13 protein-coding genes and 1 pseudogene are annotated in these 15,262 nt (G+C 72.9%); 9 read left to right on the forward strand and 5 right to left on the reverse strand.

The window, feature by feature from the left end; translation table 11 throughout:
* Positions 1-328: 328 nt before the first annotated feature.
* A complete protein-coding gene (locus AB0K36_RS25055; RefSeq protein WP_189464382.1) occupies positions 329-502 on the reverse strand; it encodes a hypothetical protein in 174 nt (57 codons plus the stop codon).
* Between the two features lie 255 nt (positions 503-757).
* Between AB0K36_RS25055 and AB0K36_RS25060 the strand changes: the two genes are divergently transcribed.
* The gene (locus tag AB0K36_RS25060) at positions 758-4,054 is read left to right on the forward strand and encodes a GH92 family glycosyl hydrolase (RefSeq protein ID WP_364598398.1); all 3,297 of its coding nucleotides are present in this window, start codon (positions 758-760) and stop codon (positions 4,052-4,054) included.
* A gap of 241 nt (positions 4,055-4,295) precedes the next feature.
* On the opposite strand, the pseudogene AB0K36_RS25065 reads toward AB0K36_RS25060, so the two are convergent.
* Positions 4,296-4,538 (reverse strand): annotated as a pseudogene (locus AB0K36_RS25065) (MFS transporter); the annotation flags it as partial.
* Positions 4,539-4,636: 98 nt separating this feature from the next.
* On the opposite strand from AB0K36_RS25065, the gene AB0K36_RS25070 reads away from it, so the two are divergent.
* On the forward strand, positions 4,637-5,722 hold the full coding sequence (locus AB0K36_RS25070; RefSeq protein ID WP_364598400.1) for a DUF5937 family protein: 1,086 nt from the start codon (positions 4,637-4,639) through the stop codon (positions 5,720-5,722).
* Between the two features lie 445 nt (positions 5,723-6,167).
* Here the strand turns inward: AB0K36_RS25070 and AB0K36_RS25075 are convergent, their stop codons facing one another.
* Positions 6,168-6,968 carry an IclR family transcriptional regulator gene (locus AB0K36_RS25075; protein ID WP_364598402.1) on the reverse strand — a complete coding sequence of 267 codons (801 nt, stop codon included), beginning with the start codon at positions 6,966-6,968 and terminating at the stop codon, positions 6,168-6,170.
* 303 nt (positions 6,969-7,271) lie between these two features.
* Here AB0K36_RS25075 and allB point away from each other — a divergent pair, with 303 nt between their 5' ends.
* Together allB and alc are read left to right on the forward strand one after the other, a co-directional pair.
* Entirely contained in the window at positions 7,272-8,615 is a 1,344-nt protein-coding gene (allB, locus tag AB0K36_RS25080) for an allantoinase AllB (RefSeq protein ID WP_364598404.1), read from the forward strand.
* A gap of 3 nt (positions 8,616-8,618) precedes the next feature.
* Positions 8,619-9,740, forward strand: coding sequence for an allantoicase (gene alc / locus AB0K36_RS25085; protein ID WP_364598407.1), 1,122 nt, complete (start codon positions 8,619-8,621; stop codon positions 9,738-9,740).
* A 142-nt stretch (positions 9,741-9,882) separates the two neighbouring features.
* On the opposite strand, the gene AB0K36_RS25090 is transcribed toward alc, so the two are convergent.
* Entirely contained in the window at positions 9,883-10,614 is a 732-nt protein-coding gene (locus tag AB0K36_RS25090) for a 3-oxoacyl-ACP reductase family protein (RefSeq protein WP_364598410.1), read from the reverse strand.
* A gap of 176 nt (positions 10,615-10,790) precedes the next feature.
* Between AB0K36_RS25090 and AB0K36_RS25095 the strand changes: the two genes are divergently transcribed.
* The 3 genes from AB0K36_RS25095 to AB0K36_RS25105 all read left to right on the forward strand — a co-directional run bounded on the left by AB0K36_RS25095 (position 10,791) and on the right by AB0K36_RS25105 (position 12,829).
* Positions 10,791-11,402 (forward strand): dihydrofolate reductase family protein, encoded by a 612-nt coding sequence (locus AB0K36_RS25095; RefSeq protein WP_364598413.1) that lies wholly within the window; start codon positions 10,791-10,793, stop codon positions 11,400-11,402.
* A 90-nt stretch (positions 11,403-11,492) separates the two neighbouring features.
* On the forward strand, positions 11,493-12,419 hold the full coding sequence (locus tag AB0K36_RS25100) for a DMT family transporter (protein ID WP_364598516.1): 927 nt from the start codon (positions 11,493-11,495) through the stop codon (positions 12,417-12,419).
* A gap of 11 nt (positions 12,420-12,430) precedes the next feature.
* Positions 12,431-12,829 carry a hypothetical protein gene (locus tag AB0K36_RS25105; RefSeq protein ID WP_364598415.1) on the forward strand — a complete coding sequence of 133 codons (399 nt, stop codon included), beginning with the start codon at positions 12,431-12,433 and terminating at the stop codon, positions 12,827-12,829.
* A gap of 179 nt (positions 12,830-13,008) precedes the next feature.
* Here the strand turns inward: AB0K36_RS25105 and AB0K36_RS25110 are convergent, their stop codons facing one another.
* Positions 13,009-13,209, reverse strand: coding sequence for a hypothetical protein (locus tag AB0K36_RS25110; RefSeq protein WP_307709177.1), 201 nt, complete (start codon positions 13,207-13,209; stop codon positions 13,009-13,011).
* A gap of 146 nt (positions 13,210-13,355) precedes the next feature.
* Between AB0K36_RS25110 and AB0K36_RS25115 the strand changes: the two genes are divergently transcribed.
* Entirely contained in the window at positions 13,356-14,585 is a 1,230-nt protein-coding gene (locus tag AB0K36_RS25115) for a sensor histidine kinase (RefSeq protein WP_364598418.1), read from the forward strand.
* On the forward strand, positions 14,582-15,253 hold the full coding sequence (locus tag AB0K36_RS25120) for a response regulator transcription factor (RefSeq protein ID WP_364598421.1): 672 nt from the start codon (positions 14,582-14,584) through the stop codon (positions 15,251-15,253). The genes AB0K36_RS25115 and AB0K36_RS25120 overlap by 4 nt, the downstream gene beginning before the upstream one ends.
* Positions 15,254-15,262: the final 9 nt, after the last annotated feature.

Consider the following 15,262-nt stretch of genomic DNA (forward strand, 5'->3'; position numbering starts at 1 on the left):
CCTCGCAGTGGCCGTCGTCGACGCCGAAGAGCCAGAGGATGAAGTCCGCGAGCAGCGAGACGACCTCTTCGCGGCCCTCGGGGAGGATGCGGGCGTCCACCGGTCGGTGGCACACGGTACGGGCGACGCCTGGGCCGACCCTGGGGCGGTTCCACCGGTTGTCGTCCGGTGCACCCGCCTCCACGGACTACGTGATCACACGCATCTCTTCGCTTCTCGTGCTCCGCACGGATCCGGTCCGCCGGGCGGCGGCAACGATGCGACGGGTGTCCCGGCCGCGCCGTGCCGCCGCCCCTGGGAAGGCCTCCCGGCGCACGTGGTGAGGCGGTCAGCGCCTGAATCCGTGCTTCGAATGCTCCTTGGTCTCGCGGGCCCTGCCCCGTGTCTCCAGGGCGGCTCCCTTGGCCGCGGTGGTCTCCTTGCCCATCGCGTGGGCCGCCTTCCGCACGGCCCTGCCGACAACCTGCTCGGCCTTGGCCTTGGCCTTCTCTCCGGCACTCATGTCGGTCCTTTCGTAGTCTCCACTTCTGCGGCTGCCCGAGCCGCAGGGCCGGAAACCGGTCGCTTCGCGAGGGCGGGGAACGATGAAGAACCCGGCGGCGTGGCGTTCGCGCCCCTGTGGCGAGACCGTGCGGGATCAATGACCGCCCTGGACTGGTTTCCCGGCGGACGGGAAATCGGTCCAGAGCGTTGACAACGATGTCAGATGCATGGTCAAGTCTCCGCGCCGGTCCACGGATTCAGGAGAGGGACGCCCATGCACCAACTGCTCAGGAGAATACGGGCGCGCACGACGAGGGCCGCCGCCCTTCCGCTGGCGGCCGCCATGGCGTGGGGCGGGCTCCTCGCCCCCGCCCCCGCCGCGCAGGCCGCCGCGCCGGTGGCCGACGACCCCGCCGCACTGGTCAACCCCTTCGTCGGCACACAGAACTTCGGCAACACCTTCCCGGGTGCGAGCGCCCCCTTCGGCATGGTGCAGGTCAGCCCCGACACCGGCGGCCAGGGCGGCTACGACTACCAGCAGGACAAGATCCACGGGTTCAGCCAGACCCATCTGTCCGGTGTCGGCTGCTCTGTCGCCGGTGAACTGCCCCTGATGCCCACCACCGGAGCGGTCGACACCGTCGATCCGTCCCGCTACCGGTCCGCCTACTCCCACGACGACGAGGAGGCCGAGCCCGGCTACTACCGCGTCGGCCTGAAGACGTACGGCATCGACGCGGAGCTCACCGCCACGCCCCGCACCGGCTGGCAGCGCTACACCTTCCCCGCGACCGGCCGGGCCAACGTCCTGTTCAACACCGGCAAGGCCAACCAGCGGGTGTACGACTCCGAGGTGCACGTCGTCGGGGACCGCACCGTCGAAGGCCGCGTGGAGGCCGGGAACTTCTGCGCCGGGAAGGACCGCCACACGGTCCACTTCACCGCCACCTTCGACCGGCCCTTCGCCTCGCACGGCACCTGGCGCGGCGACACCCGCACCCCCGGCGGCCGTGACGCCGAGGGCGAGGGCGGCAACGGCGCCTGGGTGACGTTCGACGCGGCCGACGACCGCGACGTGGTCGTCAAGGTCGGCCTGTCGTACACGGGCATCGAAGGCGCCCGCAAGAACCTGGTGGCGGAGACCGGCGACTCGTACGACTTCGACGCCACCCGCGCCGGCCTGCGAGCCACCTGGCAGCGTCAACTCCGCTCCGTCGAGGTCGGCGGCGGCACCGTCGAACGGCAACGCGCCTTCTACACGGCGCTCTACCACGCCCAGTTGCACCCGAACCTCGCCGGCGACGTGGACGGCCGTTACGCCGGCTTCGACGGCAGGACGCACACCGCGGACGGGTTCACGCCGTACCAGAACCTCTCCCTGTGGGACACCTACCGGCCGCAGAACCAGCTGCTCGAGCTGCTCCGGCCGCAGGTGGCCCGTGATGTGGCGCTCTCGGTCGTCGCCGCCGGACGCGACGGCGGCTGGCTGCCGCGCTGGGCGCTCGCCAACAGCGAGACCAACATCATGACCGGCGACCCGGTGACCCCGTTCCTCGTCGAGGCCTGGTCCAAGGGGCTCCTCGCGGGCCACGAGGAGGAGGCGTACCAACTCCTGCGCAAGAACGCGACCAGCACGCCGCCGGCCGGCTCGCCCTACAACGGCCGTTCCGGGGTGGAGCACTACAAGGAGCGCGGCTACGTCCCCTCCGGCCTGGAGCTCGGCGAGGACTGCGCGGACAAGGGCGGCGACAACGACTGCAAGCACCCCGCCTCCGCGACCCTCGAATACGCCGCGGCCGACGCCTCGTTGGCCCTGATGGCCCGTGAGCTCGGCCACGCCGAGGACGCCCGGACGTTCGCGGCGCGCGGCCAGTGGTACCGCAATCTGTGGGACTCGGGGATCGCGCAGTTCCGGCCGCGTACGGCCGAGGGGACGTGGCTGACGCCGTACGACCCGGTCGAGGCGGCCCACCAGTTCCACGAGGGCGGCGCCCACCAGTACCAGTGGCTGGTACCGCAGGACCCGGCCGGGCTGGTCGCTCTGATGGGCGGCAGGTCCGCCACCGAGAAGCGGCTCGACTCGTTCTTCGCGTACGAGAAACTGCTCACCGACCCGGAGCGCACGGCCCGCGAGGACTGGATCTCCGCGCCGTACGACTACTACGGCAAGCCCACCTACAACCCGAACAACGAGCCCGATCTGCACGCCCCGTACATGTACCTGTGGGCGGGCGCGCCCGCGAAGACGGCGACCGTCGTCCGCGCGGCGATGACGCTGTTCACCAACGGCCCCGACGGCATGACCGGCAACGACGATCTGGGCACCATGTCCGCCTGGTATGTCTTCTCCTCCCTCGGCCTCTACCCGACGATGAGCGGCGGCGACTTCCTCGCCGTCTCCAGCCCGCAGTTCTCCTCCGCCGTCGTCCGCGTCGGCACGTACGGCGAGGAGCAGGGCGGCACCCTGACGATCAAGGCGCCGGGAGCGAGCGACACCACCCGCTACATCCAGCGGTCCTCGTTCGACGGCCGTGACCTGCGCCGGACCTGGCTCGACTGGGACGCCGTCGCCCACGGCGGCACCCTCGCCCACGAGCTGGGCGACGAGCCGTCCTCCTGGGGCACCGGCAGGAGCGCGGAGCCGCCGTCGGTGAACCGCGCGGCCGCCGACTCCCGCAGCCGGCTGGACGCCTCGCTGCGTGCCGGCTCGGACGTCGTACCGCGGGGCGACACCCCGCAGACCGCTCACCTGGCCCTCGACGTGCTGGGCCAGTCTCCCGGCGCGCTGCGGGTCACCGTACGGGCCAGGACCCCTGAGGGCTGGGAGGTGCGGATGCCGACGTCCTTCACGCTCGACTCCCGCCGGCTGCCCGTGCAGCGCACGGTGGAGGCCGAGGTGAGCGTGCCGGCCGGGACCGCGCCGGGTTCCTACCCGGTGCGCATCGAGGTGACGGGCACCGGCGTGGAGAGCGTGGTGCGGGAGGCCACCATCGAGGTCCGCGAGCCGAACCGGTGCGCGACGGCGAGCGGCGGGCAGTGCGCGGTGGACCTCGCCCAGGAGGCGAACCACGACGGCACCGCGACCGTGGCCGCCTCCGACGAGGGCGACTTCGACGGCGGCGGCTGGAGCTACGACGCCGCACTGCTGCCGAAGGCCGGCCCGGTGACCTGGGACGGCGTCACCTACCAGGCGCCCGACGCGTCCGGTACGGCCACCAACTTCACCGAGGCACGCGGGCAGTCGATGCTCCTGCCGGCGGGGCGGCACAGCACACTCCGGCTGGTGGCTGCCGCCCACAACGGCACGGTGTCCACGACGCTCACCGTCCGCTACACCGACGGCACCAGCGCCGAACTGCCCGTCACGGTGGGCGACTGGGCGGGCTCCGCGCCCGGCGGCACCACCGTCGCGCTCGACATGGACCACCGGATCCGGCGGGGCCAGGGCGTCGACGGGCCTTCGGTACGGCTGTTCGCGACCTCGGCGCCGCTCGAGGCCGGGAAGACGGTGCGCTCACTGAGCCTGCCGGACGACCCACGGGTGGAGGTGTACGCGCTCACGCTCGTCTGAGGCACGGTGCAGGGCCCGGGACCGCGTTCGCGCGGTCCCGGTTCTCGTCCACCGGTGCTTCCGGCCGTGGGCCGGAGGCGATGTGAGGCTCACGAGCCTGCTCGTGTCCCGGCGCAGCGGCTGCCGGGCCGCGTTGCTGGGTCCTTCTCGGTGGCGACGGCGGAGGCGGAGACGAGCGTCGCAGCGGCGAGGCTCCCCCAGAGCGCGGTCGCGCCATGGGGTGCGAGAGCGGTGATGACCGCCGTGCGCCCCGGTCCAGCCATCGGCCCACCGCGGGCATGCACACCAGGCCCACGACGACGCCGACCGTCATGGCGAAGCCGGTGGCCGGGGCGGACAACCTCAGCACGGTCACTCCGTAGAGCAGCAGAAAGGGCCGGAGCAGACCGGTGCCGAGCGCGTCCACGGCCAGGGCGACGGCGTAGCGGGGACCTCCAGAGGCACGGACGAGGGCGCGGGATCGGATCTTGGTGGTGGTCGGCATGGCGGCAACGGTGCGTTCGGCCGCCGGGACGGCCATGCCGGTTGACGGACACCGTCAACCGAGGCCGTCGCCGCGGTCCGGTCGGCGATGCTGAGGGGATGACGTTGAGGATCGACATCGGCGGGCTGCCGTCCGACCGACTGCGGTTCGCCGCCTCCCCGCTGGCCGAACTGACCGCGATGCTGCACGTGCTGGCCGAACCCGGGCATCATCCGCAGCACGCCGGCTGGGCCGGGGACGTCTGGTCGGGGCTGCGGCCCGAGCTGGCCGAGCGGCTGCGGGAGGCCGAGTTCCTCTGGCGTTCCTCACAGGCCGACTTCCTGATCCCCGCCAGGCCTCGGCCGACCCTCGCCGAGGAGTTGGACGACGTGGACCGGATCGACGACGAGACGTATGCGACCGCCGCGCTCGTCACGACGTGCGGCAGCAACCGGCTCCACTTCGCTGCGGCGTCGCCGCTCACCGACGCGACAGCGCGCGAGCGGGCCCTGGACCTGGCCCAGGCCCGCGGCGCGCGGCAAGAGGCCTTCGCCGAACGGCTGCTCGCGGACCCGGCCGCTGTGCGGGCGCGGGTGCGCCGCACGCTCGAAGAATGCGCCGAGGCCTTCTTCGACGCCGCGTGGACGGGCGTCGCCGTGCAACTCGCCACCGACCTGCGCCTGAAGAACGACCTGTTGAAGCGCCAGGGCGTCGGGGCGGCGCTCGCGTCGGTCTCCGGCGCTCTCACCCTGGCGCCGGACGGCGACTGCATCGTGGTGGACAAGCTGCAGGACAAGGCGACCGCCGCCCACGGCACCGGTGTCACCTTCATCCCCAGTGTCTTCGGCAGCCCGCACCTGGTGGTGGTCCACGCGTCCGGGTGGCAGCCGGTGGTGCAGTACCCGGTGGCCGAGCCGGGTCCTTCGGAGCCCGTATCGCTGGAAACGGTCACCCTGCGGCTGGAGGCACTCGCGCATCCGGTACGGCTTCGGCTGCTGCGCACCCTGGCCCGCGGCCCGCACACCACCGGTGAGCTGGCCCACGCCTGGGAACTCTCACCCCCGGAGGTCTCCCGCCACCTCGCGGTCCTGCGCCGCGCGGGCCTGCTCACCGCCCGGCGGCAGGGCCGTTACGTCCGGCACCACCTCAATCTGCCCGATCTGACGGCGCTGGGGGCGGACCTGCTGGCGGCCGTCCTGCGCTGAGAGGCTCCGGCCTGCCGGAGAACGCGCGCGACCGCCGTCTTCGCGGCCTCGTCCGACTCGGCGCACGCCGCCGGGGGGCGGTACCGGGCCCGCCCTCGGGCAGGCCAGGTAGCCATCGGCCGCTGCGCGGTACCGGCGCGCCCGGCTGCCCGCCTTCGGGCAGCCGGGGAACGAACCGGCCGCCGGGCAGTTGCCGGCGGATCCGCCTGCCCGCCTTCGAACGGCCGGGCCGCGCACCGGCCGCCGGGCAGCTACCGGCGCGAGCGCCTGCCGGGCTCGAGCAGCCGGGGGCGCACCGGCAGCCGAGCGCAGCGGCCGACAGGCGCTACTGGTGCGCGCGCCTGCCGCGCTCGGTCAGCCGGGGAGCGCGCCGGCCGCAACCGCCGGAGGTCCTGCCGCGCCATCCACGACGTTCACCTGCCCCGGCCCTGCCCCACCGCCGTCGTCAGCCCTGCCCGTTGGTGTTGGCCAGCGCCGCGGACAGGTCGAGCGCGACCTCCTGGAGGATGGGCACGATCTTCTCCGTCGCCGCCTCCGTGACCCGGCCCGCCGGACCGGAGATCGAGACGGCCGCCGCGGTGGGGGAGTCGGGCACGGAGACCGCGAGGCAGCGGACCCCTATCTCCTGCTCGTTGTCGTCGACCGCGTAGCCGGCGCGGCGGACCTGCTCGAGCGCCTCGAGGAAGCCCTCGGGCGTCGTGATCGTCTTCTCGGTCGCGGCGGGCATGCCGGTCCTGGCCAGCAGCGCCCGCACTTCCTCCGCCGGGGTGTGCGCGAGCAGCGCCTTGCCCACGCCGGTGGAGTGCGGCAGCACCCGCCGGCCCACCTCGGTGAACATGCGCATGGAGTGCTTCGAGGGCACCTGCGCCACGTAGACGATCTCGTCGCCGTCGAGCAGCGCCATGTTCGCCGTCTCGCCGGTCTCCTCGACGAGGCGGGCGAGGTAGGGGCGGGCCCAGGTGCCGAGGAGTCGGGAGGCGGACTCGCCGAGGCGGATCAGCCGGGGGCCGAGCGCGTAGCGGCGGTTGGGCTGCTGGCGTACATAGCCGCAGGCGACCAGTGTGCGCATGAGACGGTGGATCGTGGGCAGCGGCAGACCGCTGCTGGCGGAGAGCTCGCTGAGACCGACCTCGCCACCGGCGTCGGCCATTCGTTCGAGCAGGTCGAAGGCGCGCTCAAGGGACTGCACGCCGCCGCTGGCGGCGGGCTTGGCTGCGTCGGTGGCGCTGGCGCTGGACGTCGGCACGTCGGCGGTCCTTTCGGGCAGGCAGGGCAAGGCTGCAGCCTACCGGGCGCGGGTCCGGGACACATCGCCCGCAGAGTCGCGTCGTGGCCGGTCAGGGCGTGTTTGTCCCTGTGTCTGCGGTGATGCGCGGGCCTGCTCCTGGCTGAAGCGACCACGTCGCAACGGAATTGTACTTCCACTTTGTGGAAACGTACAAGCGTGATCTTCCGCCTCGGGCGGGTCTTGACGGGTATCGACGAGAGGGGAAGACTCCTTCAACAGTTCGTTGAATTTTTCGCTGAGCAGTGGAAGTGAGGGGAGCGGGTGTCCGACGTGGAAGTGGACCTGGTGCTGCGCTCGACGCGCGTGATCACCCCCGAGGGGACGCGCGCCGCGACGGTCGCCGTCGCCGGCGGGCGGATCGCCGCGGTGGAGCCGTACGACGCCGATGTGCCGGCCGGGGCACGGCTCGAGGACTTCGGCGACGACGTCGTCCTCCCCGGCCTCGTCGACACCCACGTTCATGTGAACGACCCCGGCCGCAGCGAATGGGAGGGCTTCTGGACCGCCACCCGCGCGGCCGCCGCCGGCGGCATCACCACCCTGCTCGACATGCCGCTCAACTCCCTGCCGCCCACCACCACCGTCGACCACCTCGCCGTCAAGCGCGACGTGGCCCGCTCCAAGGCCCACGTCGACGTCGGCTTCTGGGGCGGCGCGATCCCGTCCAACGTCAAGGACCTGCGGCCGCTGCACGACGCGGGGGTCTTCGGCTTCAAGTGCTTCCTGTCCCCGTCCGGCGTCGAGGAGTTCCCCGAGCTCGACCAGGAGCAGCTCGCCCGCTCCATGGCCGAGATCTCCGGATTCGGCGGCCTGCTGATCGTGCACGCCGAGGACCCGCACCACCTCGCCTCCGCGCCGCAGCGGAGCGGGCCCAGGTACGCCGACTTCCTCGCCTCCCGGCCCCGGGACGCCGAGAACACCGCGATCGGGAACCTGATCTCGCACGCCAAGCGGCTCGGCGCCCGCGTCCACGTCCTGCACCTGTCCTCCAGCGACGCGCTGCCGCTGATCGCGGAGGCCCGGCGGGAGGGCGTCGCCGTCACCGTCGAGTCGTGCCCGCACTTCCTCACCCTCACCGCGGAAGAGGTCCCGGACGGGGCGACCGAGTTCAAGTGCTGCCCGCCGATCCGGGAGGCCGCGAACCAGGACGCGCTCTGGCAGGGCCTCGCCGACGGCACGATCGACTGCATCGTCTCCGACCACTCTCCCTGCACCACCGACCTCAAGACCCCGGACTTCGCATCCGCCTGGGGCGGCATCTCCTCGCTCCAGCTCGGCCTGCCCGCGATCTGGACCGAGGCCCGCAAGCGCGGCCACACCCTCGACGACGTCGTCCGCTGGATGGCGAAGGCACCCGCCGATCTGGCGGGCCTCGGCACCAAGGGCGCCATCGAGGCCGGCCGTGACGCCGACTTCGCGGTCCTCGCCCCCGACGCGACCTTCACCGTCGACCCCGCTGAACTGCACCACCGCAACCAGGTGACCGCCTACGCGGGCAAGACGCTGTACGGGGTGGTCAGATCGACGTGGCTGCGCGGCAGGCGGATCGTGGAGAACGGCAACCTGGCCGAGCCGACGGGCCGGCTGCTCGAAAGGAACAACTGAACCGTGTCTGCATCCTCCATCCCCTCCTTCACCGGTGACGCCAGCCCCTACGGCGGCGGTGACCCGTACGCCGACTACCGCGCAGCCGACTTCCCCTTCACGCAGTACGCCGACCTCGCCGACCGCCGCCTCGGCGGAGGCGTCGTCGCCGCCAACGACGAGTTCTTCGCCGAGCGAGAGAACCTGCTGAAGCCGGAGCCCGCCGAGTTCGACCCCGAGCACTTCGGCCACAAGGGCAAGATCATGGACGGCTGGGAGACCCGCCGCCGCCGCGGTGTCTCCGCCGGGCAGCCCCACCCCGTCGACGAGGACCACGACTGGGCGCTGGTACGCCTCGGCGCCCCCGGCGTCGTACGCGGCATCGTCGTCGACACCGCGCACTTCCGCGGCAACTACCCGCAGGCCGTGTCGATCGAGGGCGCGTCGGTCGCCGGCTCGCCGTCGCCGGAGGAGCTCCTCGGCGACGACGTGAAGTGGACGACGCTCGTCCCGCGCACCGCCGTCGGCGGCCACGCCGCCAACGGCTTCGCCGTCGACGTGGAGCAGCGCTTCACGCACCTGCGCGTCAACCAGCACCCCGACGGCGGCATCGCCCGCCTGCGCGTCCACGGCGAGGTCGTGCCCGATCCCGCCTGGCTCGGTGCGCTCGGCACCTTCGACCTCGTCGCGCTCGAGAACGGCGGCCAGGTCGAGGACGCCTCCGACCGCTTCTACTCCCCGGCCACCAACACCATCCAGCCCGGCCGCTCCCGCAAGATGGACGACGGCTGGGAGACCCGCCGCCGCCGCGACAAGGGCAACGACTGGATCCGCTACCAGCTGGTCGGGCAGGCGGAGATCCGGGCGGTCGAGATCGACACCGCGTACCTGAAGGGCAACAGCGCGGGCTGGGCGGCGCTGTCCGTACGGGACGGCGCCGAGGGCGAGTGGCGCGAGATCCTGCCGCGCACCCGGCTGCAGCCCGACACCAACCACCGTTTCGTGCTCGACGCCCCCGCGGTCGGCACCCATGTGCGGATCGACATCTACCCCGACGGCGGCATCTCCCGCCTGCGGCTGTTCGGCTCCCTGACCGAGCAGGGAGCGGCCCGCCTGACGGCCCGTCACCAGGAGCTCGGCGGCTGACGGCCGCCCCCGGAGCCCGGCGGGCACGCGCCCGCCAGGAGCCCGGGAGGCGCGCAGCCGCCACAGAACGGGGAGGTACGACACCCTCCCTGCCCCGCGGGGCGCACCGGCCGACAGCAACGGTGCGCCCCGCGCACATGTCTCAGGCGGCGTGTCCGCCGTCCACGGAGAACTCGGCACCGGTGATGTACGCCGCCTCGCCGCCCGCCAGGTAGGCGACCATCGACGCGATCTCCTCCGGCCGGCCGAAGCGGCCGAGCGCCGTGTCCGCCTTCTGCGGGTCCGCGTACGGGCCGTCCGCCGGGTTCATGTCGGTGTCGACCGGACCCGGGTGGACGATGTTCGCCGTGATGCCCCGCCCGCCCAACTCCCTGGCCAGCGCCTTGGTGAGACCGATCAGCGCCGACTTGCTCATCGCGTACAGGGTGCCGCCGGGTCCCGGCACCCGCTGGGTCATGCAGGTGCCGATCGTGACGATCCGAGAGCCGCTCCCCATGCGCGCGGCGGCCGCCCGGGACGTGAGGTACACGCCCCTTACGTTCACGGCCAGCACCCGGTCAACATCGGCCGGCGTGATGCTCTCCAGCGGCCCGAGCAGGCCCACGCCCACGTTGTTGACGAGGATGTCGAGCCCGCCCAGGGCGTCCACGGTGCGGTCCACGGCGTCCGCCGCCTCCGTGGTGTCGGCCGAGTCCGCGCGCAGGGCCACCCCGCGCCGGCCCGCCTGTTCGATCCGCCGCACGACCTCCTCCGCGGCCTCCTTCCCCGCCACGTAGGTGATAGCGACGTCGGCGCCACCACGTGCCAGCCGCAGCGCCGTCGCCGCGCCGATCCCGCGGCTTCCGCCGGTCACCAGAGCCACCTTGCCGTTCATCGAAGCCTCCAACATCCGTTAAGTGGTTGCGGCTTCAATCACATCGCTTCCGGTGGTCTGGTGCTGGCGGTGATCGGACATCGCGCTCGGCACGCCGATGAGTTCCGGGACCCCGCGCGGTCAGAGCTGTGAGACTCATCGGAACCCGCTGAAATGCGATGAAAGGCGAATGAACCATGGCGCAGCTCTCCCTCACCCAGTTCCTCACCCTCGACGGCGTCTACCAGGCCCCCGGCGGGCCGGAGGAGGACACCACCGGCGGATTCGAGCACGGTGGCTGGTCCGTGCCCTACGGGGACGCGGACTTCGGACAGTTCATCGACGAGGTCTTCGGGCGGGTCGGCGCCTTTCTGCTCGGCCGCCGCACCTACGACATCTTCGCGAGCTACTGGCCCAAGCAGACCGACCCCGCCGACCCGGTCGCCTCGAAGCTCAACTCCCTGCCCAAGTACGTCGCCTCGACCACCCTCAAGTCGGCCGACTGGGAGAACACCACCGTCATCGGCGGCGACATCGTCAAGGAGGTCACCGCGCTCAAGGAGCGCACCGACGGGGAACTCCAGATGCACGGCAGCGGCAAGCTCGCCCAGACCCTGATGGCGCACGACCTCGTCGACAAGCTGTACCTGGTCGTCTTCCCCGTCGTCCTCGGCACCGGCATGCGCCTGTTCCCGGAGGGCGCGACGCCCACGGCGTTCAAGCACCTCGAGGCGCGGACCACCGGCACCGGCGCGGCGATCCACACCTACGAGCTCGCCGGCCGCCCCGAGTACGGCAGCTACGCATAGGAGATGCAGCCCTGCGCGTGTCCGGTACGGTGATCGCTCCCGTGTGCGAGCCGCTGAAGTCTCCACCCCGCCGTGTCCGCTGGAGACCTGGTGTCGTCGATCGCCGTACCCGCACCCGCACTCGCCCCCCGCCGGGCCTGGCTCACCGACCTGCCGGTGCTGCTCGTCGCCGTCGTCTGGGGCGCCAGTTACCTCGCGGCGAAGGGCATCACGACCACGCACACCGTCGTGGCCGTTCTCGTCCTGCGGTTCGCGCTCGTCCTGCCGGCGCTCGCCGTGGCGGGTCGGCGCAGGCTGCGGTCGCTGACCGCCGCGCAGTGGCGGGGGGCCGGGCTGCTCGGAGTGATCCTGAGCGCCGTCTTCCTGCTCGAGACCTACGGCGTGGTCCACACCTCGGCTACCAACGCCGGCCTCATCATCAGCCTCACCATGATCTTCACGCCGCTCGCGGAGGCGGCGGTGACCCGGCGCCGGCCCCCGTCGTCCTTCCTCGCCGCGGCGGCCGTATCGGTCGCCGGCGTGGTGCTGCTGACCCAGGGGACGGGCTTCACCGCCCCCTCCACCGGTGACCTGCTGATGCTGCTGGCCGCCGTGGTCCGTACCGTCCATGTGCTCGCCATGGCCAGGATCAAGGCGGTCCGCGGCGCGGACTCCCTCTCCCTGACGACCGTCCAACTCGGGGCGGCGGTCGCCGTGTTCACCGTCCTGGCCGTCCTGCCGGGCAGCGGGGCCTCCCCGTGGGCCGTGGCCGTCGGCTTCGGGCCGCGCGAATGGGCCGGGCTGGTGTTCCTGTCCGTCTTCTGCACCCTGTTCGCGTTCTTCGTGCAGATGTGGGCCGTACGCCGCAGCTCGCCGTCCCGCGTCAGCCTGCTGCTCGGCACCGAGCCGCTGTGGGCGGCGGCCGCGGGCATCGCGATCGGCGGCGAACACATCGGCGCCGTCGGCCTGGTGGGCGCGGCTCTCGTGCTCGCGGGGACGACCTGGGGTCGCCGCGCCGCCGACAGGGCCGACTGCTAGTTTCGACGCCCATGCGATCGCTTCAGCACGACCTGGCCTTCCGCGCCCGCGCCAAGCGGACGCAGACCTGGGGCTTCGGCCTGCTGTCCGTGGCGGCGCTGCTGTGGGTGTGGTTCGGCGTGCTGCTGCTCCTCCCGTACACCCTGGACAGCGCGTATGGCGAGGGCAGGGAGTGCGAGTCCCGGCTGCTGACCGAGTGGGGCACGGCCAACGAGGGCGGGGAGGACGCGACCTGCGAGTCCGAGCGCGACTGGCCCGAACTCCTCGGCGTTCTCGGCCTGTCGGTGCCGGTCGCGGTCGTCGGCACCGCGCTCTACACCAGCGGGAGCGTCGGTAACCGGCTGAGCGAGCACGCGGCGGAGGTCGCCCGCCTCATGGACGCGGAGCGTCCGGCGAAGGACAAGGCCTGAGAGGGCGGGCGGCGCGGCCGGCGGCGAAAGGACAAGGCCTGCGCGGGCGGGCGGACCCGGCGCGAAGGGCCGGTTCGACGGCGGCGGCGCGGGGGCGCGGCCGGTGCGCGGGTGCGGTCCAGGCGCTCGACGGCGGGCGTGGCCCGGCGTGGGCCCGCCCCGCCGCCCGCGTCGCGCCCTCAGCGGAAGCGGTCCGACGCCACCATCATCACCCCGCCCAGCACCGCCAGCACGATGCTCGCGTACAGCTCATGGCCGTCGAGGAAGCTCAGACGCCGCACGACTCCCCAGAGCTTGAACCAGCCCGTGAGCTCGTGGGCCACACCCGCCGCGCCCCACACGAACAGCAGGAACCCGCCGACCTCGAGAATCTTCTTCATGCCGGCAGCCTCGCGCGGCGGCCCGCCCGCGCGCGTCCGGCTTCGGCACCGATCACGGCCGACGAAAGTATCCGGTCCCGCGACTTTGGTCGCTTCCGCCGCCCGGACGGGCACATCCGGGCCACGGGCCTCGTAGCTTTGTCGACATGACCCGCGCGGAGTACCCATGGCTGCTGCCCTCGGCCATGGCCGACCCACCCGACCCCGACCTGCCCGGCAACCAGGGCAGGGCGAGACCCCGGCGCACCGTACGCGACTGGATCGTCGACACCTTCGTCTTCCTGGCCGCCGCCGTGATCGGCGCGCTGGCCGCCGACGCCAGTGCCCAGGCCGGGAACTCCGAAGCCGTGATCCTGGCCGATCAGCTGCTGGGCGCCGCCGCCTGCTGTGCCCTGTGGGTCCGCCGGCGGGCGCCGGTGCCGCTCGCGGCGTCCTTGGTCGCCGTCTCCGCGATCGCCCCGGCGGCCGGGGGCGCGCTGATGCTCGGTCTGTTCAGCCTCGCCGTGCACCGCCCGTTCCGGCCCGTCGCCGTCCTCGGGGTGCTGGCGATGGCGTCCGGCGCGGTCCAGGCCTTCCTGCGGCCGGATCCGAGCGTCTCCTTCCTCGCCTCCACGGTCGCCGGGGTCGTGCTGGTGCTCCTGATGGTCGGCTGGGGCATGCTGGTGCGCGCCCGCCGTCAACTGGTCCTCGCCCTGCGCGAACGCGCCCGGCGCGCCGAGGCGGAGGCCGCCCTGCGCGCGGAGCAGGCGCAGCGGCTGGCCCGCGAGGCCATCGCCCGTGAGATGCACGACGTGCTCGCGCACCGGCTCACCCTGCTGAGCGTGCACGCCGGAGCCCTCGAGTTCCGGCCCGACGCGCCCCCCGCGGAGGTCGGCAGGGCCGCCGGCGTGATCCGCGACAGCGCACACGAGGCGCTCCAGGACCTGCGTCAGATCATCGGTGTGCTGCGCGCCCCGGGTGACAGCGACGGCCCTGACCGGCCGCAGCCCACGCTCGCCACCCTCGAGGCCCTGGTCGGCGAATCACGGGAGGCCGGGATGAGCGTCACGCTCGACAACGCCGTCGCCGACCCGGACGCCGTGCCCGCCGCCACCGGCCGCACGGCGTACCGCATCGCCCAGGAGGGGCTGACCAACGCCCGCAAGCACGCCCCGGGCACCGACGTCACCCTCTCCCTGAGCGGGGGCCCGGGGGAGGGGATCACCGTCCAGGTCGACAACGAGGCCCCGGCCGGCGATGTCCCGAAGGTCCCCGGCTCCGGCCAGGGCCTGATCGGCCTGACCGAACGGGCCACGCTCGCGGGCGGGCGGCTGGAGCACGGTGTGCGGGGCGACGGCGGGTTCCGGGTACGGGCCTGGCTACCGTGGTCCGTATGACTATCCGGCTGATCGTCGTGGACGACGACCCGCTCGTACGGGCAGGCCTCGCCCTCATGCTGGGCGGGGCCGGCGACATCGAGATCGTGGGGGAGGGGGCCGACGGCTCCGAAGTGGCGGAACTCGTCGACCGGCTCGCGCCGGACGTGGTCCTGATGGACATCCGCATGCCGGTCATGGACGGCCTCGAAGCCACCGAGCGGCTGCGCCGGCGGCCGGACGCGCCGGAGGTCGTGGTGCTGACCACCTTCCACGCCGACGAACAGGTGCTGCGGGCGATGCGGGCGGGCGCGGCGGGGTTCGTGCTGAAGGACACTCCGCCCGCGGAGATCGTCGCCGCGGTGCGCAGAGTCGCCGCCGGAGACCCGGTGCTGTCCCCGGCGGTCACCCGGCAGCTGATGACCCACGTGGCGGGCAGCGGCGCCGACACCCGCAGGGCCGCGGCACTGCGGCGCCTCGAACTGCTCGCCGGCCGCGAGCGGGAGGTGGCGCTCGCCGTCGGCCGGGGCAGTTCCAACGCGGAGATCGCGGCGACGCTGTACATGAGCGTCGCCACCGTCAAGACGCACGTGTCCCGGATCCTGGCCAAGCTGGACCTCAACAACCGTGTCCAGATCGCGCTGTTGGCGCACGACGCGGGCCTGCTCGACGACGAGGAACGCACGTAGGGTGAGCCG

This window comes from Streptomyces kurssanovii (assembly GCF_040677245.1).
Lineage (GTDB): Bacteria > Actinomycetota > Actinomycetes > Streptomycetales > Streptomycetaceae > Streptomyces > Streptomyces kurssanovii.